Origin of the sequence: Mycobacterium sp., assembly GCF_032159765.1 — a bacterium.
Lineage (GTDB): Bacteria > Actinomycetota > Actinomycetes > Mycobacteriales > Mycobacteriaceae > Mycobacterium.
Window position 1 is genome coordinate 1 of sequence record NZ_JAVHWM010000126.1, and the last position, 21410, is coordinate 21410.

General features: G+C 65.5%; 19 protein-coding genes. 14 read left to right on the forward strand and 5 right to left on the reverse strand.

Going from position 1 to position 21410, the window contains the following annotated elements:
* The first annotated feature begins 16 nt into the window (after positions 1–16).
* Positions 17–1141, forward strand: a complete 1125-nt coding sequence (locus tag QOH60_RS13875) for a phosphotransferase family protein (protein WP_526421276.1) — start codon at positions 17–19, stop codon at positions 1139–1141.
* A 7-nt stretch (positions 1142–1148) separates the two neighbouring features.
* Entirely contained in the window at positions 1149–2288 is a 1140-nt protein-coding gene (locus QOH60_RS13880) for an Rv3169 family protein (RefSeq protein ID WP_526421218.1), read from the forward strand.
* Between the two features lie 4 nt (positions 2289–2292).
* On the opposite strand, the gene QOH60_RS13885 is transcribed toward QOH60_RS13880, so the two are convergent.
* Positions 2293–2613 carry a DUF732 domain-containing protein gene (locus QOH60_RS13885; protein WP_526421220.1) on the reverse strand — a complete coding sequence of 107 codons (321 nt, stop codon included), beginning with the start codon at positions 2611–2613 and terminating at the stop codon, positions 2293–2295.
* A gap of 183 nt (positions 2614–2796) precedes the next feature.
* Between QOH60_RS13885 and QOH60_RS13890 the strand changes: the two genes are divergently transcribed.
* Positions 2797–4179, forward strand: coding sequence for an HNH endonuclease signature motif containing protein (locus QOH60_RS13890; protein WP_526421222.1), 1383 nt, complete (start codon positions 2797–2799; stop codon positions 4177–4179).
* On the opposite strand, the gene QOH60_RS13895 is transcribed toward QOH60_RS13890, so the two are convergent.
* Positions 4176–5654, reverse strand: coding sequence for a flavin-containing monooxygenase (locus tag QOH60_RS13895; protein ID WP_526421224.1), 1479 nt, complete (start codon positions 5652–5654; stop codon positions 4176–4178). The two genes, QOH60_RS13890 and QOH60_RS13895, sit on opposite strands and share 4 nt — an antisense overlap.
* A gap of 53 nt (positions 5655–5707) precedes the next feature.
* On the opposite strand from QOH60_RS13895, the gene QOH60_RS13900 reads away from it, so the two are divergent.
* Complete coding sequence (locus QOH60_RS13900; protein WP_526421226.1) at positions 5708–7048, forward strand: flavin monoamine oxidase family protein; 1341 nt, start codon at positions 5708–5710, stop codon at positions 7046–7048.
* On the opposite strand, the gene QOH60_RS13905 is transcribed toward QOH60_RS13900, so the two are convergent.
* Positions 7045–8013 (reverse strand): alpha/beta fold hydrolase, encoded by a 969-nt coding sequence (locus QOH60_RS13905; RefSeq protein ID WP_526421228.1) that lies wholly within the window; start codon positions 8011–8013, stop codon positions 7045–7047. The genes QOH60_RS13900 and QOH60_RS13905 overlap by 4 nt on opposite strands.
* A gap of 270 nt (positions 8014–8283) precedes the next feature.
* On the opposite strand from QOH60_RS13905, the gene QOH60_RS13910 reads away from it, so the two are divergent.
* Both QOH60_RS13910 and QOH60_RS13915 read left to right on the forward strand, forming a co-directional pair.
* Positions 8284–9984 carry a CocE/NonD family hydrolase gene (locus tag QOH60_RS13910; RefSeq protein WP_526421278.1) on the forward strand — a complete coding sequence of 567 codons (1701 nt, stop codon included), beginning with the start codon at positions 8284–8286 and terminating at the stop codon, positions 9982–9984.
* A gap of 34 nt (positions 9985–10018) precedes the next feature.
* Positions 10019–11605, forward strand: a complete 1587-nt coding sequence (locus QOH60_RS13915) for a fibronectin type III domain-containing protein (RefSeq protein ID WP_526421230.1) — start codon at positions 10019–10021, stop codon at positions 11603–11605.
* Between the two features lie 9 nt (positions 11606–11614).
* Here the strand turns inward: QOH60_RS13915 and QOH60_RS13920 are convergent, their stop codons facing one another.
* The gene (locus QOH60_RS13920; RefSeq protein ID WP_526421232.1) at positions 11615–12829 is read right to left on the reverse strand and encodes a TetR/AcrR family transcriptional regulator; all 1215 of its coding nucleotides are present in this window, start codon (positions 12827–12829) and stop codon (positions 11615–11617) included.
* Positions 12830–13262: 433 nt separating this feature from the next.
* Here QOH60_RS13920 and QOH60_RS13925 point away from each other — a divergent pair, with 433 nt between their 5' ends.
* Genes QOH60_RS13925 through QOH60_RS13940 form a run of 4 tightly spaced genes read left to right on the forward strand, consistent with a single transcriptional unit; the run spans position 13263 to position 17202 of the window.
* Positions 13263–14615: a wax ester/triacylglycerol synthase family O-acyltransferase gene (locus QOH60_RS13925; protein WP_526421234.1), complete on the forward strand. Its 1353-nt coding sequence runs from the start codon at positions 13263–13265 to the stop codon at positions 14613–14615.
* A complete protein-coding gene (locus QOH60_RS13930) occupies positions 14616–15635 on the forward strand; it encodes an efflux ABC transporter ATPase subunit, DrrA-related (RefSeq protein WP_526421236.1) in 1020 nt (339 codons plus the stop codon).
* On the forward strand, positions 15632–16432 hold the full coding sequence (locus QOH60_RS13935; protein ID WP_526421238.1) for an ABC-2 transporter permease: 801 nt from the start codon (positions 15632–15634) through the stop codon (positions 16430–16432). Before QOH60_RS13930 ends, QOH60_RS13935 begins: the two co-directional genes overlap by 4 nt.
* Positions 16432–17202: an ABC transporter permease gene (locus QOH60_RS13940; protein ID WP_526421240.1), complete on the forward strand. Its 771-nt coding sequence runs from the start codon at positions 16432–16434 to the stop codon at positions 17200–17202. The genes QOH60_RS13935 and QOH60_RS13940 overlap by 1 nt, the downstream gene beginning before the upstream one ends.
* A 2-nt stretch (positions 17203–17204) precedes the next feature.
* On the opposite strand, the gene QOH60_RS13945 is transcribed toward QOH60_RS13940, so the two are convergent.
* Complete coding sequence (locus QOH60_RS13945; RefSeq protein WP_526421242.1) at positions 17205–18440, reverse strand: cytochrome P450; 1236 nt, start codon at positions 18438–18440, stop codon at positions 17205–17207.
* A 426-nt stretch (positions 18441–18866) separates the two neighbouring features.
* Here QOH60_RS13945 and QOH60_RS13950 point away from each other — a divergent pair, with 426 nt between their 5' ends.
* The 4 genes from QOH60_RS13950 (at position 18867) to QOH60_RS13965 (ending at position 21406) form a co-directional block, all read left to right on the forward strand.
* Complete coding sequence (locus QOH60_RS13950; protein WP_526421244.1) at positions 18867–19232, forward strand: hypothetical protein; 366 nt, start codon at positions 18867–18869, stop codon at positions 19230–19232.
* A gap of 125 nt (positions 19233–19357) precedes the next feature.
* On the forward strand, positions 19358–19510 hold the full coding sequence (locus QOH60_RS13955; protein ID WP_526421246.1) for a hypothetical protein: 153 nt from the start codon (positions 19358–19360) through the stop codon (positions 19508–19510).
* A gap of 187 nt (positions 19511–19697) precedes the next feature.
* Positions 19698–20690, forward strand: a complete 993-nt coding sequence (locus tag QOH60_RS13960) for a permease (RefSeq protein ID WP_526421248.1) — start codon at positions 19698–19700, stop codon at positions 20688–20690.
* A complete protein-coding gene (locus QOH60_RS13965) occupies positions 20687–21406 on the forward strand; it encodes a TIGR03943 family putative permease subunit (RefSeq protein ID WP_526421250.1) in 720 nt (239 codons plus the stop codon). The genes QOH60_RS13960 and QOH60_RS13965 overlap by 4 nt, the downstream gene beginning before the upstream one ends.
* Positions 21407–21410: the final 4 nt, after the last annotated feature.

The following is a 21410-nucleotide window of genomic DNA, read 5'->3' on the forward strand; positions in this document are numbered from 1 at the left end:
GACCGAAGGGCGAATTGTGTCAGGAGAACCGGCTGTCGACGCGGTCGGCCGACTACAGCACTCGAGCCGCGACACCAGCACACTCCCCGACATCATGGCCCGCTGGCTGTCGACTGTGCTGCCCGGCGGCGCGCAACCGGAAGTGACCGTCGAAAGCGGTGTCGACGCCAATGGCATGTCATCCGAGACGATCATCCTCACAGCGAGGTGGGATGAGGACGGCGCGCGGCACGAACAGAAGTTCGTCACGCGCCTCGCCCCGACCGCGCAGGACGTCCCGGTGTTCCCGACCTACCGGCTTGACCACCAGTTCGAGGTGATCCGCTCCGTCGCCGAGCTGACCGACGTACCCGTTCCCCGCGTGCGCTGGCTCGAGCCGACGGGCGAGGTGCTGGGCGCACCGTTCTTCCTGATGGATTACGTCGACGGAGTGGTGCCGCCCGATGTGATGCCGTACACCTTCGGTGGCAACTGGTTCTTCGACGCGCCTGTGGAATCACAACGGCTGCTGCAGAATTCGACGGTAGAGGTACTCGCGAAACTGCATGCGATCCCGGACGCACCGTCGAAATTCGCGTTTCTTGTCAATGGGCCCGGTGAGGCGCTGGCGAACCACTTCGCGTGGGTGCGGTCCTGGTACGACTTCGCGGTGCCCGACATCGGCCCTTCTCCGTTGCTGGAGCGCTCGTTTGAGTGGCTCCAGGCGAACTGGCCTACTGACGCATCGGATCCCGTGCTGCTGTGGGGCGACGCCCGGATCGGCAACGTGTTGTATTCCGACTTCCGCCCGGTCGCGGTGCTCGACTGGGAGATGACCACAGTCGGCCCGCGCGAGCTCGATGTCGCGTGGCTTATCTACGCGCACATGGTCTTTCAGGAATTGACCGGCTTGGCCGGGCTCCCCGGGATGCCTGATGTGCTGCGGGAGGACGATATCCGGGTGACCTATCGCGAACTCACCGGTGTCGAACTCGGCGACCTTCGCTGGTTCTACGTGTACTGCGGCGTGATGTGGGCGTGCGTATTCATGCGCACCGGCGCCCGCCGCGTCCATTTCGGCGAGGTCGAGAAGCCCGACGACGTCGAATCGCTTTTCTACCATGCCGCTTTGATGAAGCGCCTGATCGGAGAGGTTGTGTGATGCAACGATGAGCGCTCGCGCGAAGAGCAGACAACTCGGACCCGTCGACGAGTTTCCCGTCCACCAGCTCCCGCAGCCGATAGCGTGGGCCGGCTCCAGCGACCGCAATTTCTACGACCGTTCGTACTTCAACGCGCATGACCGCACCGGCGACATCTTCCTGGTCAGCGGCATCGGCTACTACCCGAACCTCGGGGTCAAAGACGCGTTCGTGCTGGTGCGCAGAGGTGATGTGCAGACGGCCGTTCACCTGTGCGATGCGATCGACCAGGACAGGCTGGATCAGCGGGTCAACGGCTACCGGGTGGAAGTGCTGGAGCCCCTGCACAAGCTGCGGATCGTGATGGACGAGACCGAGGGCATCGCGGCCGATCTGACGTGGGACGGATTGTTCGACGTCGTCCAGGAGCAGCGGCACGTATTGCGCAGCGGCAACCGAATCACGTTGGACGCGCAGCGATTTGCACAGCTCGGGGCCTGGAGCGGGCATATCGCCATCGATGGCGAGGACATCACCGTCGACCCGTCGGTGTGGATAGGCTCGCGCGACCGGTCGTGGGGCATCCGCCCGATCGGCGAGCCGGAGCCGGCCGGCCGGCCCGCCGACCCGCCGTTCGAGGGCATGTGGTGGCTGTACGTGCCGATGGCGTTCGACGCCTTCGGGGTCGTCCTGATCATCCAGGAAGAGCCCAGCGGGTTCCGATCACTCAACGATTGCACGCGGATCTGGCGCGACGGCCGTGTCGAGCAGTTGGGCTGGCCGCGGGTCAAGATCCACTACCGTTCTGGCACAAGAATTCCCACCGGCGCGACGATAGACGCGACCGCAGCCGACGGCTCACCGGTGCGGTTCGACGTGGAGTCGAAGTTGCCGGTGCCGATCCACGTCGGGGGCGGCTACGGCGGCGATTCCGATTGGCTGCACGGCATGTGGAAGGGCGAGAAGTTCACCGAGCGGATGACATACGACATGACCGACCCGGCGATCGTCGGGCGCGCGGGTTTCGGCGTCATCGACCATGTGGGTCGGGCAGTCTGCCGCGACGGAAACGGCGAGCCTGCCGAGGGCTGGGGTCTGTTCGAGCACGGCGCCCTGGGTCGTCATGACCCGTCGGGCTTCAAGGACTGGCTGACCGTCGCGCCCTAGTGGCTCAGCAGAGGTTGATGACGGCCGCGCTGACGATCTCGACGGACGCGGCCACCGAGAGCCCGAGGTCTTTCTGCAACATGTTGGAAGCGTCGGCCGAGTTCGTGCCGTTTTTTTCTGCCTGACACACCTTGTAGCCGGCGGTCAGCAACTGCTGCGGGCTGAGAAAGACGAACCTCGCCATCAGCGGTTTGAGGTAGCTTTCTGCACTGGCCTGTGCCGGCGCTGCCGTCGTCAATGCCACCGCCGACGCCGTCACTCCAATGGCGGCCAGGGCGCGAAACGTGTTCACCATCATCCATTTCCTCCAAAGCAAAGGTCGCACGTACCGACGCTACGGTCAACACTCGGCGTATCTAACTACGGTGCGTTCGATTGTCAAGACTGGTGTGGAAATCTGTGGATGGTTTCGGTTCTGTGGATAACTGGGGTGAATTCGGTTGTGCGGGTTGGGGTATCGGGGCTGCGCTCGGGCGTTGTTGTCGGTGGGGGCGGCTAGCGTAGGGGCATGAGTTCGATTGCGTTCGACGAGGGGAAAGCCGTCTACGCGGAGCTGAACATGTTGGTCGACAAGCTCGCGTCGATGGACCCCGGCGCGCTCTCAGCGGCGGAGCATCGCGAACTCATGCGCGATAAGGAGGCGCTCGCGCGCCGGCTGCCAGCGTTATGCCATGCCTCGATCACTTGGCTTGCCGAGCATGCCACTGCCGCCGAGGTCGGCGCGTCGCTGCGCAACACGATGGCCGATGATCTGCGCATCACTCGCGGTGAAGCCGCCCGCCGCATCAAAGAGGCCGCCGATCTGGGCCCGCGGCAGACGCTGACCGGTGAGCCGCTGCCGCCGAAATTCGAGTACACCGCCGCGGGGCAGGCCGCCGGCGCGATCAGTACCGAGGCGGTGCGCATTATCCGCGGATGCCTGGGTCGGCTGCCGCATTGGATCGACGAACCCACCCGGGCAGAAACAGAGCGGCAGCTGGCCATGGTCGCGGCCGGGTCTCGTCCCGATCAGCTTGAGCAATTCGCCGAAGATGTGGAGCTCATGCTCAACCCCGACGGAAACTTCTCCGACGCCGACCGCGCACGCCGGCGCGGAATCACCATCGGCCCGCAGGGCCCCGACGGGACGAGCCCCATCAGCGGGCATCTGACCCCCGAACTGGTAGCCGGCCTCAGCGCCATCTACGCCAAATGGGCCGCACCAGGCACGTGCAACCCCGCGGACCGGACCCCGACACTGCACGGGCAACCTGACGACAAGACCGTGGCGGGAGATTGCCGCTCGACCGCGCAGCGCAATCACGATGCCTTGAACATGATCGTGCGGTCAACGCTGATGTCGAAAAACCTGGGGTCGCATCAAGGGTTGCCGGTGACGATCGTGGCAACAGCTTCCCTGGAGGATTTGCAGAACAAGACCGGGGTCGCTCGCACCGCCACCGGCACAAAACTGCCGATCAAAGACGTCATCCGAATGAGCGCACACGCCTACCACTTCCTGCTGCTGTTCGATAAGGCCAAACCCTGCCAGCTCTACAAAGGGCGCACCACCCGGCTGGCCACGCCGGCCCAACGCCTGGTGCTCACGGCCACCGAGCGCGGATGCACCCGACCCGGCTGCACTGTCCCCGCCGCCTGGTGCCAAGTCCACCACGTCAAAGACTGGGCCGAAGGCGGACCCACCGACATGGACAACCTCACACTGTCCTGCGGACCCGACAACCGCCTCGCCGACCTCGACGGCTGGAGTACTCGAAAACGCAAAGACGGCACCACCGAATGGATCCCGCCACCACATCTGGACCGCGGCCAACCCCACACCAACACCTACTGGCACCCCGAAAACATGCTCGGAGATCGCGAACCGGAAGAACCCGAGGAGCCAGGCTAGGCGGATTGTGCGCGATCCGGGTTCGCGCGGCCGAACACCATCGACTCTTCAATCCGGTCGAAACGGTGATCGATCGCATCGAGCAGGTAGTTGTGCCGCACGTTCCACGGCCGGTGCACGCTCGACTTCGGCAGCACTTCCGGTGCACGCATGACGTAGCCGGACTGGAGGTCGAACGTCGGCTTCTCGGACAACTCCTTGTTGCGCAGGTGCGGATACGCGTGGGTGTAGCCGTGAGAACCCATGTATGCCAACAGCTTTGCGATCGCATCGGCGTTCATGTCGGCACGCAGCGTCCACGACGCGTTGGTGTACCCGATGCACCACGCCAGGTTTGGCACGTCGTCGAGCATGTAGCCCTTGTAGACAAACCGGTCGTGCGGCCTGACCTTCTCGCCGTCGACGGCGATCGTGATGCCGCCCAGCGCCTGCAGCTGCAGACCGGTGGCGGTGACGACGACGTCGGCGTCGATGTGCCGTCCTGACCTCAGCACAATGCCCGTCTCGTCGAATCGCTCGATGTGATCGGTGACGACGTCGGCGTGCTCGCCGCCGACGGTCTTGTAGAGGTCGGCGTCGAGGATCAGACACAGCCGCTGATCCCACGGGTTGTAACTCGGCTTGAAATGGGTGTCGATGTCGAAACCCTCGGGCAGATTCGTCACCGCCATCTGCCGTAGTACTCGCTTCATCAACCTCGGCGCCTTCTTGGCGAATTGATATGTCAGCACGTAGAACAACGCGAACCGCCACCGGATCAGCCAATTGGAAATCTTGGGCGGCAACAGCTTTCGGAGCACCGACGCTACGGGATCGATCGGCGAAGCCGAATACAGATAGCTGGGTGAGCGCTGCAGCATCGTGACGTGACCTGCCTTTTCCGTCAACGCCGGAATCAGGCTGACCGCGGTCGCACCGCTTCCGATGACGACGACGCTCTTGCCCGCGTAGTCGAGCGACTCCGGCCAGTGCTGCGGATGCACCACCTCCCCGGCGAAGTTCTCGATCCCCCGGAAGTCAGGTGTGTAGGGGTGGTCGTAGTCGTAGTAGCCGGTCGCGCAGTACAGAAAGCGGCACTGGTACGTACGGTCCTCGCCGCCTTGCTCGCCCCGAACCGTCCACGTGTCGGTGGCCGAATCCCAATCGGCCGACCGGATGTAGGTGTTGAAGCGGATGTGCTCAGCGATGCCGTGCTTGTCGGCAGTATCGGCCAGGTATTGCCAGATCTGGTGACCGCCGGCGATCGCGTCGTCGTGCGTCCACGGCTCGAACGGAAAGCTCAGCGTGAAGATGTCGCTGTCGGACCGCACTCCCGGATAGCGAAAGAGATCCCATGTCCCGCCGAGACGCTCGCGTCGTTCCAGGATCGCGTAACTGCAGTCCGGGTTCTTCTCGCGGATCCGATACGCGGCGTCGATGCCAGAGATCCCGGCCCCGATGATCACCACGTCGAAGTATTCGTCAGGTGCGGCCATGTTTCACACGATAGGCATGTATTGCGGCGCTGGACAGGAGTTGACTGGAGCGCGTGACCGAGACGAACGCGGACGCTGTGGTGATCGGAGCCGGGTTCGCCGGCCTGACCGCGGCCAGGGAATTGGCCCATCGGGGCCACGACGTCGTCGTGCTGGAAGGCAGGGACCGCGTCGGCGGCCGCTCGTCGACGACGACGATCGCGGGTGCCCCCGTCGATCTTGGCGGCTCGTTCGTCGGTCCGACCCAGGATGAAGTACTCAAGCTCGCCGCTGACCTCGGCTGCCAAACCGTCCCCACGCACGACGACGGCGACAACCTGATCCTGTGGCACGGCCGCACCCGTTCCTATCGAGGGACGATCCCGAAGCTTCCGGTTCGCGAGCTGCTCGACCTCGGACGCGTGCGATGGAAATTCGCACGCCTTGGCCGCCGGGTTTCGGTGCAGGAGCCCTGGACAGCCGATCCGTCGCTGGACGAAATGTCGCTGGCGGACTGGCTGCAGTCCGTGAGCGCGTCGGCGACGTCGCGGGAGCTGATGGCACTCGTGAGCCGCGTGTCCTGGGGTTGCGAGCCCGACCAGACCTCGCTGCTGCACACCGTGCGCTACGTCAAGGCCGCCGGCGGGCTCGACCGCATGCTCGACACGCACGGCGGCGCACAGCAGGACCGCTTCCCCGGCGGGACGCAGCAGATCGCACTTCGGATTGCCGACGAGCTTGGCACCCGCGTCCGGCTCAACTCCCCCGTCCGCGGCATCACCTGGCGCGACGACGGCGTGACGGTGACGTTCGACGGCGGCGAAGCGCGAGCGCAGTTCGCGATCGTCGCGATCCCTCCGCAGCATCGAGGCGCGATCGCGTTCACGCCCGAGCTGCCGCAGGAGCAACGAGACCTCTGCGCCCATTGGCCCCAGGGAAACCTGAGCAAGGCTTACGCCGCGTACGAGACGCCGTTCTGGCGCGCGAAAGGGCAGTCCGGTCAAGCACTTTGCGACGACGGTCCGGTGTTCGTCACGTTCGACGTCAGCCCGTCGGCTGTCGGGCCCGGGATCCTGCTCGGCTTCGCCGATTCCCGCACCTTTGATCCGCTGCCAGAGCACGCGCGACGCGAGGCCGCGCTCGGATGTTTCGCCGAGATCTTCGGCGACGAGGCACTCGACCCGATCGACTACCTCGACCACTGTTGGGGAGACGAGCCGTTCGCGCCGGGTGGACCGACCGCTGCCGTCCCGCCTGGCTCGTGGACGCGGTACGGGAAGCACCTGCGCGAGCCCGTCGGCCCGATTCATTGGGCCGGCACCGAGACCGCCGACGAATGGACGGGTTTTCTCGACGGCGCCGTGCGGTCGGGGCAGCGGGCCGCGGCCGAGGTTGCGAATCGGCTGGCGCGTTAGGCGGGCGTTCTTTCCGCCGGCGCCACCGACGCCACCAAGTCACGCAGCAGCCCGTTGACCTCCGAGGGCCGCTCGACGATGGAGCAGTGCCCACCCGAGAGCTCCACGTAGCCCGCCAGGTTCGGGACGGCATCGGCGATCTTGCGGGACTGCACAATCGGGAGCAGCCGGTCTTTCGCGCTGCCGATGACGAGGGCAGGCACCGTCAACCCATCCAGCGGAAGATGCTGCGGCCCAAGGGCTTTGGTCAGCATGCGAGCGCACGCGCCGCGCGCCGCCGGCGCAGTGCCGGCGAACAGCTCGTAGATCAACTCTGAGACGCCGGGCGCGGCGTCCGATCCCACGGCCATCATCGCGACGAATCTGCGGCCGGTCCAGTCCACGCCCCTCGGGACATCTCGCGAGGCCACTGTCCGAATCATCTGCTCCGCGATGCGAATTCGAGTACTGGCCAGCACGCCGGGCACCTGCAGTATCTGCACCTTCTGCAGCAGCTCACCTGTAGTGGTGTTGATCATCGCGACTGCGTCGGCACGTTGGCGCACGCTCTCGCGATAGTGATCGGACCACGCACTGATCGTGATCCCGCCCATCGAATGGCCGGCGATCACAGCACGCTCGTCAGGTCGCACTGTCTGCGCAAGTACTGCCTCGAGGTCGTCGGCCAGGCGCGGCAGGCGGTAGGCGCCTCGATGAGACGGAACCTCGCTCTTGCCGTGGCCCCGGTGGTCGAATGCGATCACCCGGTGATCGACCGACAGGTCGGCGATCTGGTTGTGCCAGACCCGCAGCGCGCACGTGATGCCGTGCGTAAGGACGATCGGATAGCCGTCCTCTGGCCCGAAGATTTCGGTATGCAGCCGGGTGCCGTCGGCTGAACGCACCATCGTGGCCCGCCGCGGCGGCGGGCCAGCAACTTCGCTTCTCGAACGGCGGTGGCCGCGACTGTGCATCTGGATTGCCATGACCACTCCGATCGCCGCGGCTCCGTTGCCGGTGCAGCAAATAGTACCCGGATTTCCGATCATGAAACTGGCGTTTTCGATCACGGGTCAGCGACAGAAAAGAACCAGGTCCGCAGGGCAGACTGGTTGGCTGTGGCGGCCCGCGCGGTAGCACTCGCACTTGCTGTGTGTCTCCTGGTGGTCTCCTGCGGCCGTGCCGACGAGCGGCCACGCCAACCCCCCGACCACGGGCCCTGCGCAGTCGCCAAGCAGCCGGATGTGCCGGCCCGCATGCGCGACGGAACCCTGCTTCGCGCCGACGTGTACCGGCCGCAGACACAGGACGCGGTCCCGGTCATCCTGATGCGCACCCAGTACGGGAAGTCGGGTGCGCAGACCTCGCCGTCTCGGTACCAGCCACCCGACTGGTTCGCGTCGTTCTGCTATCTCGTTGTCGTGCAGGATATTCGAGGCCAGGGCGCGTCAGAGGGAACCTTCGCCGAGTTCGCCCACGATCAAGATGACGGCTACGACACCGTGGAGTGGGCGGCAGCACTGCCCGGGTCGAACGGCAAGGTCGGCATGTACGGCTCGTCATATGTCGGAGCTACCCAGTGGCTTGCCGCGGTCACGGCGCCACCGCATCTCGTGACGATCGTGCCCGCCAACACCGCGTCGGACTACTACGACGGCTGGACGTACGAGGGCGGTGAGTTCCGGTTGGCGTTCGTGCTGCCGTGGACGATCTCCTCGCTCGCCACGGGCGCCGCGGAGAACCGCCGCGACGACGCGACCGTGGCTGCGTTGAAGGCCGCGGACGCCGACACCACCCGATGGCTGGCATTCACCCCGTACAAGGACCTGCCGCCGCTGCAACCCGCCAGCCCGACGGTGGCCCCCTACTACTTCGACTGGATTCGCCACTCGTCACGCGACGAGTTCTGGCAGCAGTGGAGCATCCGCGATCGCTACGCCACGGTGAAGGTTCCCGTGCTCGACGTCGAGGGCTGGTACGACGCCTTCCTCGCCGGCGGCGTGGAGAACTTCACCGGGATGGTCGCGAATGGCGGCACTGCGGAAGCGCGCAGCAACCAGAGACTGCTGATCGGCCCGTGGGACCACGTGAACTGGGGCCGCGACACGTCGGAGCCCGCGCCGATGCTCAAAGACATTGGCGCCGTTGGCACCAGTCCCATCAACGATCTGATGGTGAAGTGGTTCGACCATTTCCTCAAGGGCATCGACAACGATGTCGCGGGCACTCCGAAGGTGGAGTATTTCCTGATGGGCGCGAACACCTGGAAGACAGCGACCGCCTGGCCGCTCCCCCGCACGGTGTGGACGCAATATTACATATCGGGTGACGGTGGTTTTGCGCAGCGGCAGGGTCAGTTGTCGACTTCGCTTGCCCCGCAACATGACCCGCCCGATGTCTACACCTACGACCCGGCCAACCCGGCGCCCAGCGTGGGCGGTCATTCATGCTGTGGCGCACAGAGCGGCCCGCAAGGCCCCTACGACCAGACACCCGTCGAGCAACGCTCCGACGTCCTCGTGTACAGCAGCGACCCGCTGACCGCCGACACCGAGGTCACCGGTCCCGTCACGGTGGATCTGTGGGCGGCGTCGTCGGCGCCCGATACCGACTTCACCGCGAAGTTGGCTGTGGTCAAGCCCGACGGCGAAGTCGTCAACCTTAACAACGGCGTTGTCCGCACGCCATTTCGCGACTCGCTGTCCGCGCCGACACCGGCTGTGCCCGGCACGCCGTACGAGTACCACATCGCCGTATGGCCCACGAGTTATCTCTTTCGCGCGGGCGAGAAGATCCGCCTCGAGATCTCCAGCAGCGACTACCCGCAGTTCGCCCCGAACCCGAACACCGGCCCGCCGTTCGGCCAGAGCGCAGACACGCGCCCGGCGACGCAGACGATCTTCCACGACGCCGCGCATCCGTCGAGCGTGAGCCTCCCGATCATCCCTGCCGGCTAGCCACCGTTCAGGTTGCTGCGGTATCAAGACACCAATGCCCGAGACAGACGAACCCGAGGCCGGCTCGCAACCTCACGGATTCAGCCGCCGAACCCTGATCACCAGCAGCGCCGTGTCGGCCTTGGCGGGTGCGGGGATCAGCCTGGGGGCGGCCGCGACACTCCGCCCGCCCAGCAGAGCGCCCCAACCGTGGGTACAGCCCGACCGGAGCGACGCGCCGCGCGTGGCCGGCCTGCACCTGCAGTTCGGTGCCAATGCGGCCAGCGAGGTCGTCGTGTCCTGGTCCACAGACGCACCGACCGCCAACCCGCGGGTGATGCTGGGACTGCCCAACGACGGGTTCGGCCGGGTGGTCCAGGCCGCCACCCGCACCTACCGGGACGCGAAGTCGGGGACCGAGGTGCGCGTCAACCACGCCCGCCTGACGGGCCTTTCACCCGACACCGATTACATCTATGCCGCCGTCCACGATGGCGCCACGCCGCAGCTCGGAACCATACGGACGGCGCCTGCGGGCCGTGCGCCGTTGCGGTTCACCAGTTTCGGGGATCAGGCCACCCCGGCGCTGACGCACTTGACGGGCACGTCGTACACGAGTGACAGCCGCGGATCGCCGGCGGCGGGCGACATCACCGCGGCAGTCGAACGAATGACGCCGCTGTTTCACCTCGTCAACGGTGACCTGTGCTACGCGAACCTGGCCGACGACCGCATCCGCACCTGGTCGGCCTGGTTCGAGAACAATTCCCGCTCGGCGCGATACCGCCCGTGGATGCCCGCTGCGGGAAATCACGAGAACGAACGCGGAAACGGGCCGATCGGATACGGCGCGTACCAAACGTATTTCGAAGTGCCTGAGGCAGGTTCAGACGACGAGCTGCGCGGTCTCTGGTACGCCTTCACGGCCGGCTCGGTGCGAGTGATCAGCCTGAACAACGACGACGTGTGCTACCAGGACGGCGGCAACTCCTACGTGCGCGGCTACTCGGCAGGCGCCCAGAAGCGTTGGCTGGAAACCCAACTCGCGTCAGCGCGGGCCGATCGCGGGATCGACTGGCTGGTGGTGTGCATGCACCAGGTGGCGATCTCCACGGCACGCGCCAACGGCGCGGACTTGGGCGTCCGGCAAGAGTGGCTTCCGTTGTTCGACCGCTACGGCGTCGACCTCGTCCTGTGCGGCCACGAGCATCATTACGAACGCTCGCATGCGGTGCGCGGCGAAGCCCCCACCGACACTCGCACTCCGCTGCCAGTGGGCACCACCTCAGGACCCATCGACACCACCAAAGGCACGGTTCATGTGGTGATCGGCGGCGGCGGGACGTCGGTGCCCACGAACGGCATGTTCTATGACACGCCGCGCTGCCGGGTGTTGACCGGCGTCGGCGACGTCGATCCCGACACCGGCCAAAAACGCCCGATCTATGTCGAGGAAGACGCCCCGTGGTCGGCGTTCCGCGACCGCGATCACCCGTACGGGTTCGTGGTCTTCGACGTCGATCCCGGCACCGCTGGTGGCACGACGACGATGCAGGCGACGTACTACGTCATCGGCGGACCGTACGGCGAGGCCACGCCCGTCGACCGGTTCACGCTCACGAGGCCACGCACGGACCGGTGACGGCTGCGCTCAAACAGGTTGAGTCTCAAGCAAAGTGACACGCATGAGGTGCCGGACAAGTGCTTGTGACTCCTCGGTCCGGTCGTAGTGCACGAGTCGGCCCATGTCGACGACGAGGGCGAAAGCGGCGTGCACCGCGAATCGGGCCTGCACCGCATCCAGCGCGGGCCGGGTGGCGACCACTTGGCGCACCCACGCCTCGACCGTCGAGCACTGGATGTTGTGCAGCACCACCTGGTCTTCGACCGGCACGTTGCGGCGATCGGCGTAATAGACGGACGCAAGCTCGGGGTGGTCGAAGGACCGTCGCACGTAGGCATCGATCAGCCGATCCACCGCCTGCCCGGGATCCGACGTGGTCGCCAGAATCGTCGACACGTCGCCCGAGACCCGATCGGCAGCACGGTGATAGGCCGCGGCCAGGATCGCGGCCTTGCCGGAGAAGAACCGGTAGATACCGGACGTGGAAATGCCTGCGGCGACGGCGATGTCCTCCATCGCGGTTTCGGCGTAGCCGTTGTCGTTGAACAGCAGCATCGCTTCACGCAAGATCGACTCGTACTCACCGGCCGCGGAACCAACAGCACCAAGAATGGGGGCGGCCTGGGAGGGGTCGCCCGCGACGGGCAACTCGGTGTCGCGCAGTGCAGCAGCGATCGCGCCGAGCGTCGCACGAATGTCCTTGCCGCCCAGGCGCGCTCGGTGATCGGTGACGCTGCCGATGACACTGAGCACAGCAGCCGACAATTTCCACCGGTCACGTGAGGTCAGGGCCGGCCGCAACGCCAGCAGCGGGCGCTGCAGTCGGCGGTTGACGAGTTTGATCTGGGCATTCAGAGCCAGCTGGTCGGCCTCGTCCAGATAGCGCGCCTCCCAGCGATACAGTCCGCCGCTGGCGCGGTTCTTGATGGCGGTGTCAATCAGCGCACGCACCGCACGGTCCCACGCCGCCCCGGGGTCAGCGACGGTCTCGTCGAGAAAATCAGTCGCGGCGACCAGCTCAAGCCCGAGAGTGAGCACGGCGTCGCGAAACAGTTCGTACTTCCCCGAGTAGTGGCGGTACAGCGAAGCCGCCGACACCCCGACCCGCGCGGCGATGTCTTCCATGCTCACCGCGTGGTAGCCGAACTTGCTGAATGCCTCCGCGGAGACCCTAGCTATCTGCTCCTTGCGATCCTTCGGCCGCCTCGTCCGGTTGCTGCCAGCACCCGCGACGACCGTCATACCGACACACTAGCGGCAGGGTCGGCCACCCTCCTGCGCACCTAATTGACGCCCGTGTCGTCGATTCCACACTGCGGACCGCGCTCACAGGCGATACTCAGGGCACACGTGATCAGGTCGGCACCGGGGCCGACGCAGCAAACGAAGTGAGGGTGCCACGTCCGCATGCAAGCGCAGCACCAGATATCCGCGGGGCGGAGCCGGTCGGCTGTTACCCGGCTGGGGTACACGAAGCACGTGCTGACCGCTGCGGAATCCGACACCGCGGTCACCGAGCGCCGGCGACGGGATCGCAACGAATACCCTTCTCTCTCAGGGCACTCGCTCAATCACCGTTCTAATGCGGCGGCACTGAGTAACATCCGTTCTGGCGGCCTGACGACGAGCCGCACATGACCGGGGAACCGTCGGATCTTCTCCACAGGGGTGAGACATGAGCCAGTTCGCGCCTCCCGAAGCTGTCGCAATGTTGCTGATGGAGACGAGGCAACGTCCGCTTCACATCGCGGTCCTGCAATTGTTCAAGCCACCGGAAGGCGCGCGGCCCGAGTTCGCCCGAGAACTGTTCGAGGCCATGCTCGATCAGCGCGAAGTGGCGCTGAAGTGGCGCGGACATCCAGCGCCCACGCGCCGTGGAACCTCGATCATGCGCTGGACCTACGACCGCGACATCGACCTCGAAGACCACGTGCGGATTGCGACAGCGCCTGCGCCTGGGGGCACGCGTGAGCTGATGGAGCTGTTGAACGAGGTGCACAGCCGCCACCTCGACCGACGCAAGCCATTGTGGGAAGTGCAGATGGTCGACGGCCTGCGCGACGGGCGTTTCGGGGTGTACGTCAAGTGTCACCACGCGCTGTCCGACGGCGCGTCAGGGTCAAAGCTGCTGCAGGAGTCGCTGACGACCGATCCGCACGACAACCGCACACGAGCCGGGTGGGCACCGCCGCAGTCCACCGGCAAGCCCGAGGCCGAACCCCCCACGTGGAGTGAACGATTCACCGGTATCGCCAAATCGTTCAAAGACTCCCGCCGAACGTTTTCGCTGATGCGGGAGGCGCTGCGCGAACGGGAGTTGCTCCCCGCGATGCGCGCACCGCGGACCCTCTTCAACACCGCGAGCGGCGCGCCGCTGCGCTGCGCAGCGCAGTCGTGGCCACTTCACCGCGCTTCGGAGGTGGCGCGCGCGGCGGGCGTAACCCTCAACGACGTCGCGCTCGCGCTGTGTGCCGGCGCGCTGCGCGCATACCTCGTCGAGCGCGAGGCGCTGCCGGAGGCGCCGCTTGTCGGATTCGTTCCGGTCAACCTGCGCAACGACGACGACGTCGACGTCGGCACCATCGTCGGACCCTCGGTGTGCACCCTGGCCACCGATATCGACGACCCGGCGAAACGCCTGCAGAAAATTCACGCATCGATGCAGCACAACCTGCGCACCATACGAGAAATGCCCCGTGAAATCGCGCTCCAATTGGCCGGAGTGGCCTGCGCGCCGATCAGCGGCGATACCGGCTTGGGCAAGCGAATCCCGCCGATGTTCAACTGCACCATTACCCACATGCGCGGGAGCAGCGAGCCGCTGTACTTGAAAGGCGCCCTGCTCGAGGGCCTGTACCCGCTGTCGCCGACGCTGCGCGCGCAAGCGCTGAACTTCGGAATCTTCACCGGCGGCGGTCGTCTGGATATCGGAATCGGGTGCAGTGCGCGGGCCGTCCCCGACCCCGAGCGCGTGCTTGGCCATGTCGAAACCTCATTGAAAGACCTCGAGCTCGCGGTTGGCCTATAGGTGTCATCTGGGCAGCACGGCTCCGAGGCGGGAGTAGTCGTCACCGGCGTGGACAAGTCGTTCGGTGACGTTGTTGCATTGCACGACATCAGCTTTGAGGTCGGCCGCGGCGAGGTGGTCGGGCTTCTCGGGCCCAACGGCGCCGGCAAGACCACCATGGTCCACATCCTGTCCACGCTGACGCGACCCGACCGGGGTGAAGCATGGGTCGCCGGCCACGACGTCGTCGCCGACCCCGCCGCCGTGCGCCGGTCGATCATGCTGACCGGTCAGCGGGTAGCTGTCGACAACAAGCTCAGCGGCTTTCAGAATCTGGTGCTGTTCGGCCGCTTACAGGGGCTCAGGAAGTCGGCGGCGCGCACGCGAGCAGCAGAACTCATCCGGGAATTCGATCTCGAGGATGCCGCAGGCCGGCGGGTCGCGACCTACTCGGGCGGGATGCAGCGCCGCATAGATATCGCGTGCGGCCTCGTCGTGCGCCCCGAAGTCGCCTTCTTGGACGAGCCGACGACCGGATTGGATCCCCGGAGTAGGCAGAGCATCTGGGAACTGGTGGACCGGTTCAAAAGTGCCGGTATCGCAACACTTTTGACGACGCAGTACCTCGAAGAGGCCGACGCGCTCAGTGACCGGATCGTGCTGATCGATCACGGCGCGATCATCGCCGACGGCACCGTCGACGAGCTCAAGCGCCGCACCGGCGGTGATTACTGCGAATTCGTTCCGGTGGACCCGAAAGACTTGCCAGTCATGGCAGCCGCACTGGGAACCCTGCTGCCCGACGAGAACAAGGCGGCGCTGAGTGTCGGGACGGACCGTGTCACCCTGCCGGCGCCCGATGGCGCAAACACGCTCATCAACGCGCTGGGCCGACTGAAGGACGCCAACATCGCGTTGGTGGACGTAGTGCTGCGACGGCCCTCGCTCGACGACGTATTCTTTTCCCTGACAACGGATCCGGCTACGGCGACGGGTCCGACGATCGCCGAGGATCGGCCGGTGGCCGGCGCTGCGTCATGACCGGCTTGGCGGCGGCGCGGCCGAAACCGTCAGCGGCGCGGCAGTGGTGGGTTCTCACGATGCGGGCCATCGCGCCGACTGTGCGCAATGGCGAGCTGCTGGTAGCGATCTCGTTGTCGGGAATCTTCACCGTCTGCTTGTATTTCCCGCTCAAGGGAATCATGGGCACGGTCGTGCACGTCAACTATGCACAGTTCGTGATGCCTGTGATCGCCCTTCAGGCAGTGCAGTTCTCAGCTATGTCGGCGGCGATTCGATCGTCGACTGACGCGCTCGAGGGCATCAACGTGCGATTCGGATCGATGCCGATACAGGCCCTGACACCGCTGGCCGCCCGCATGTCTGCCGCCGTCTACCGATGCGGCACCGCTATGGTGACGGCGATTCTGTTCGGATATCTCATTGGGTTCCGGTTCTATCGTGGCCCGGCGTGCATCCTGGGTTTCTGCGTGCTGGTGTTATTCATCGGCATCACACTGTCTTTCGTCGCCGATCTGCTCGGCATCGTTCTGAAGAACCCTCAAGCGCTCGTGCATATCCTGCTGCTCCCCCTGCTGATTCTGGGAATCCTGTCGGCTGGACTCCAGCCGGTTGAGCAGTTCCCGGAATGGCTGCAGCCCTTCGTGCGTGACCAATTCAATTCCCAGTTCGTATATGTACTGCGCGCATACGCGGGCGATGCGGCAAATTCAGAGCCTCAGCCAAGTTGGTCGATCGTCGGCCCGTCGCTGCTGTGGCTGGCCGGCATCATCGCCGTCACCGTCCCGGCGTACATCCTCGCTCTGCGGAGGCGGTGATGGCTGCCCGGCTCCTCGTCGTGAACACCTGGGTGCAGACGCAGAGGTTGGTCGTGCGCTGGTGCCGCGATGTCGAAACACTCGTGTTCGCCCTCGGTTTGCCGTGCTTTTTCCTGGTGGCAAACAATCAGGTGTTCGGCAAGCCAGTGTCGGCGGTCAGCGGGCACAGCGCTCTCTACGGCCTGGTTCCGATGGCCGCACTCGTCGGCGCAGTCTTCGGGTCGGCGGCAGCCGGGATCTCGCTGATGCATGAACGCGACGACGGCCTGCTCGCCCGCTTCTGGGTTCTTCCCGTGCACCGCGCGTCGGACCTGCTGTCCCGGCTTGCGGCTGAGGTCGTTCGCATCCTGGCCAGCTCGGTGCTGGTTGCCGCGACGGGCGTGGCACTGGGTTTCCGGTTCGGTCAGGGAATCGCCGCAACGCTGGCCTGGTTCGTGGTTCCGGTGGTCTTCGGGTTGGCGTTCTCGTTCCTGGTCACCACGATCGCGTTGTACATGTCTGACACCGTGCTGGCCGAGTCCACCAGCATCGCGGTCGCGCCATTGTTCTTCTTCTGCACGGGATTTGTGCCGCTGGACCAGTATCCAAGCTGGCTTCAGCCTGTCGTTGCACATCAACCGATGAGCTACGCCGTCGAGACGATGCGCGGGCTCTCGCTGGGCGGTCCCGTCCTGAGCCCGATGATCGGAACACTTCTGTGGGCAGTCGGGATCGTCGCGGCGTGCACGGCACCAATGCTCATCAGATACCGAAAAGCCTGCACCTACTGAAATCAACCGCCGGTGTAGTCGACCTGCCAATGCTTGATGCCGTTGAAGAAACCCGACCGCAGGCGCTGCGGTGCGCCCAGTGGTACGAGACCCGGCATGTGATCGGCGATCGCGGCGAACATCAACTGGATCGTCGTCCTGGCCAGGTTCGCCCCGATGCAGTAATGCTCCCCGTGGCCGCCGAAACCCACGTGCGGGTTGGGGTTTCGCATGATGTCGAACGTGAACGGATCATCGAAGACATCCTCGTCGAAATTGGCTGAACGGTAGAACAACACCACTCGCTGGCCCTGACGGATCCGCGCACCTCCCAGCTCGACATCTTGCAGTGCGGTGCGCTGAAACGCCGTCACCGGGGTGGCCCAGCGGACGATCTCGTCGGCGGCGCTGTTCGGGCGCTGCGCCTTGAAAAGCTGCCATTGATCACTGAATTCGGTGAAGGCGATCATGCCGTGGGTGATGGCGTTGCGCGTCGTCTCGTTGCCCGCCACGGCGAGCATCACGACAAAGAAACCGAACTCGTCGGGCGAGAGCTTCTGTCCCTCAACATCGGCCTCGAGAAGCGTCGTGACGATGTCGGAGCCCGGCGTGTCGGCCTTCATCTCGGCCAATTGCGCTGCGTAGCCGACCAATTCGACCGCGGCGCCCAGCGCGTTCATTTGAGAGTATTCCGGATCCTGCTCACCGATCATCTCGTTCGACCAGTGAAACAGCTTGGAGCGATCCTCCTGCGGCACACCGAGCAGCCCGGCGATGGCCTGCAGCGGCAACTCGGACGACACCTGTTCGACGAAATCGCCGTTCCCCTGGGCCACAGCGGCTTTGGCGATGGCCTGTGCGCGCTCGCTCAGTTCGTCACGCAGAAGCTCGACGACGCGTGGGGTGAAGCCGCGGGAGATGATTTTGCGCAGCCTGGTGTGGTGCGGGGGGTCCATGTTGAGTACCGCGAAGCGGCCCATCTCGATGTCCTCGCGCCGCGCGTCGTCGTTGAAGCGGGGCAGCACTGTGTTCTGCCAGCTCGAGAAGACATCACAGCGCAGCGACACCTCCTTGACGTCCTTGTGCTTCGTCACCACCCAGTAGCCGCCGTCGTTGAAACCGCCCTTGCCGACGGGCTGCTCGTTCCACCAGACCGGCGCGGTCGCGCGCAGCTCGGCGAGCTCGTCGACGGGCAGCCCTCGCTGGCACATATCGGGGTCGGTGAAATCGAAGTGCGGGGGCAGATTGGGAGTTGGCATCGAGGGCCTATCGATCGACGTCATCGCACGGGAGCAAACACCGCTGCTCCGAAAGCCGAATCTACCGCCGGGCCCGCGTCACCGTTGTGTTATCGCACATCAATCGATTTCCGGGACAAGATCTTCTGCGTAGCCGATTTCGAGTATGGGCTCACACCTCCCGCACTCACTTCGTGATCCGTTGGCGGGATGTGACTCTTGCCAGTCGGCATATCCAGCCGGTACCAATCACCTAGCAGTCCGCTGGCAATGTCCGCATAGCTTCGGTTCGGGCGTTTGCGACGCCACCGGGACGGACATCCGGTGTGCGTTGGGGGGTCCGCGAACTGATGTCGCCGTCTGCCAAAGATCGGCGGACCAGGTTCGTGAACGGCACGTCACGAGCTCTCCCGCATGGTCGGGAGGGACAATCGAGAGAGGGATTTTGTGAATCTGAAGAAAATTGCGGCGGGAGCCGTTATTGCCGGTGCACTTGGGCTGCCCGCCGTCGCGCTGGGAATCGACAGCGCCACCGCGTCGGCCGACCCGGGGCAGTGCTGGGGACCGAACTGCAACGGCGATCGGGACCGCGGCGACCACGATCAGGGGCGACCGGACCAGTGGCGACAGGACCAGGGGCGAGACGACCAGTGGCGGGACCGCAACCAGAGGGTGTGGAATGAGCGCGGCGTCGACGATGCCCGCTTTGACCATCAACCCTTCAACTGGCAGGGCCAACGTGTTGAACCGTATTGGGATCAGGACCGCGCAGCGTGGGGCTTCTGGTTCCTCGGAGCGTGGATCCCGCTGTGATGACTTGAGTCGCTGACGAATTCGCGTTCAGATGCGGGTGGGGCTGGTGGCGAGATGCCGCCGGCCCCTCCCGTATGTGACGAACACGCCCGCCCGCGCCCACCGGGATACGCAGCGTTGAGCCGGTGCCGGTACAGGTAGCGGTCGCCGACTTGAGGATGGCGGATGTGGTGGACGCCCAACCGGTAGCCAACCCCGGCGAGTTCCCGCAATCCGGTCACCGCCACCTCGGTCGCCTCGTCCCAATCGACGTAGTGCTCCCGGGCGGCAGGGTCTGATAGGCGCCACCGTAGGAAACATTGATCACTTCGTCGAGCTTGTGGGCACCCGCCTCCAGATCGGAAGCCGCAGGGCACGCGCGAGCGCGTCGAGGATCTCGGCAGACGGATGCTTGACCCTGCCCTGTTCGAGTCGTAGGTAGTAATCCGGAGAGCTTCCGAACGACTCGACTGGCAGGATGGGGCGATGACCGTCGCGTCATTGCGCCGGACAGGTTGGCTGACGTCGACGCATGTGTTGCTGGCCATCATGCTGACCTGCGCGCTGGCCGGGCAGTGGTTGCACGCCGGGGTGGTAAGCAACGCCCGCCTGTCGACGGCCGGCACGGTGTTCTGCGGCGTTTTCGTTCAGGCGGTTCCGTTCTTGGTGCTGGGCGTGGTGGTGAGCGGACTGCTCGCGGCGTACGTGTCCCCCGAGCGGCTGGCCCGGTGGATTCCGCGCCGCCCAACCGCCGCGGTGCTCGTCGCCGGCGTCGGCGGCGCCGCCCTGCCAGGATGCGAATGCGGTTCGGTGCCCGTCGCGCGCCGGCTATTCAGCGACGGTGTAATCGGTGCTGCCGCACTGACGTTCATGCTGTCCGCACCCGCGATCAACCCGGTCGTGTTGGTGGCCACTGCCGTCGCGTTTCCAGGCCAGCCGCAGATGGTAGCGGCCCGGGCCGTGGGGTCGCTGCTGACGGCCATCGTGATGGGGGCGCTGTGGTCGCGGTGGGGACGCCCCGAGTGGATCACGCGCCGGATACCCGAGCCGCGAGCCGGCAACCGATCACACTGGCGGGTCTTCACCGAGGCAGCAAGCCGTGACTTTCTGCAAGCCGGTGCCTATCTGGTGATCGGCGCCGCCGCGGCGGCCGCCCTGCATGTACTGGTCCCCGCCTGGGTTTTCGAGCATCTCGCCGGCCACCTGGTCCTGGGCGTGGTGACGATGGCGCTCCTGGCCGTGGTGCTCGCCTTGTGCTCGGAGGCCGACGCGTTCGTCGCGGCCAGCCTCACCATGGTCCCGCTGCTGCCGCGGCTGGTCTTCCTGGTCGTCGGCCCCGCGGTGGATGTCAAGCTCCTGGCGATGCAGGGCGGCATGTTCGGCCGCGCATTCGCGGCACGATTCGCCCCCGCAACATTGGTGGTGGCCACGGTCGTGGCAACCGGTGTCGGCTGGCTGATTCTCGGTGGCTCGCAGTGAGGCGCGAAACGCAGAACACGGTGCTGCTGCTGGTCGGGATGGCCATGCTGATGATCACCAGCACCGGCGCATACAGCCGCTACGTGAAGCCCTCGATGTCGCCCTGGCTGATCACCGCAGGCGCGGTGATCATCGCGTTGGCCCTGAGCGTGATTGTCGCCGATATCCGCAGCCAGGGCCGAAGTGAGGTCCACGACGACGGGCACGGCCACGATCATCGTTCGGGCATCGTGTGGCTGCTGGTGATTCCGATTCTGGTGCTGACGTTCGTCGTGCCGCCCGCATTGGACGCCCGCGCGGTTGCCCCCACGGTCACCGCCGTGTCCAACGACGTGCTGAAGCGTCCGTTCCCGCCGCTGCCCGCAGAGCCTGCGCCCACTGTCTCGTTGCCCGAGGTGTTGATGCGCATCGCCACCGATTCGTCAAACACCTTGAACGGCCGCCTCATCACGGTTACCGGGTTCACGATGAAGGACGGCGACAGCACCGACCTGGCCAAGATCGTCATCATCTGCTGTGCCGCTGACGCCCAACTGGCGCGGCTGCGCCTCGCCGGGGCGGCGGCCGCGTCAGCCGCGAACATGCCAGAGAACACCTGGCTGTCAGTACAAGGCAGCGTGCCGCCCGGACAACGCTTTACGGGGACAGATTCGGTTCCGACACTGGACGTGTCGCGGACAACCCCGATCGATCCGCCGGCCACTCCCTACGGCTGAGTAG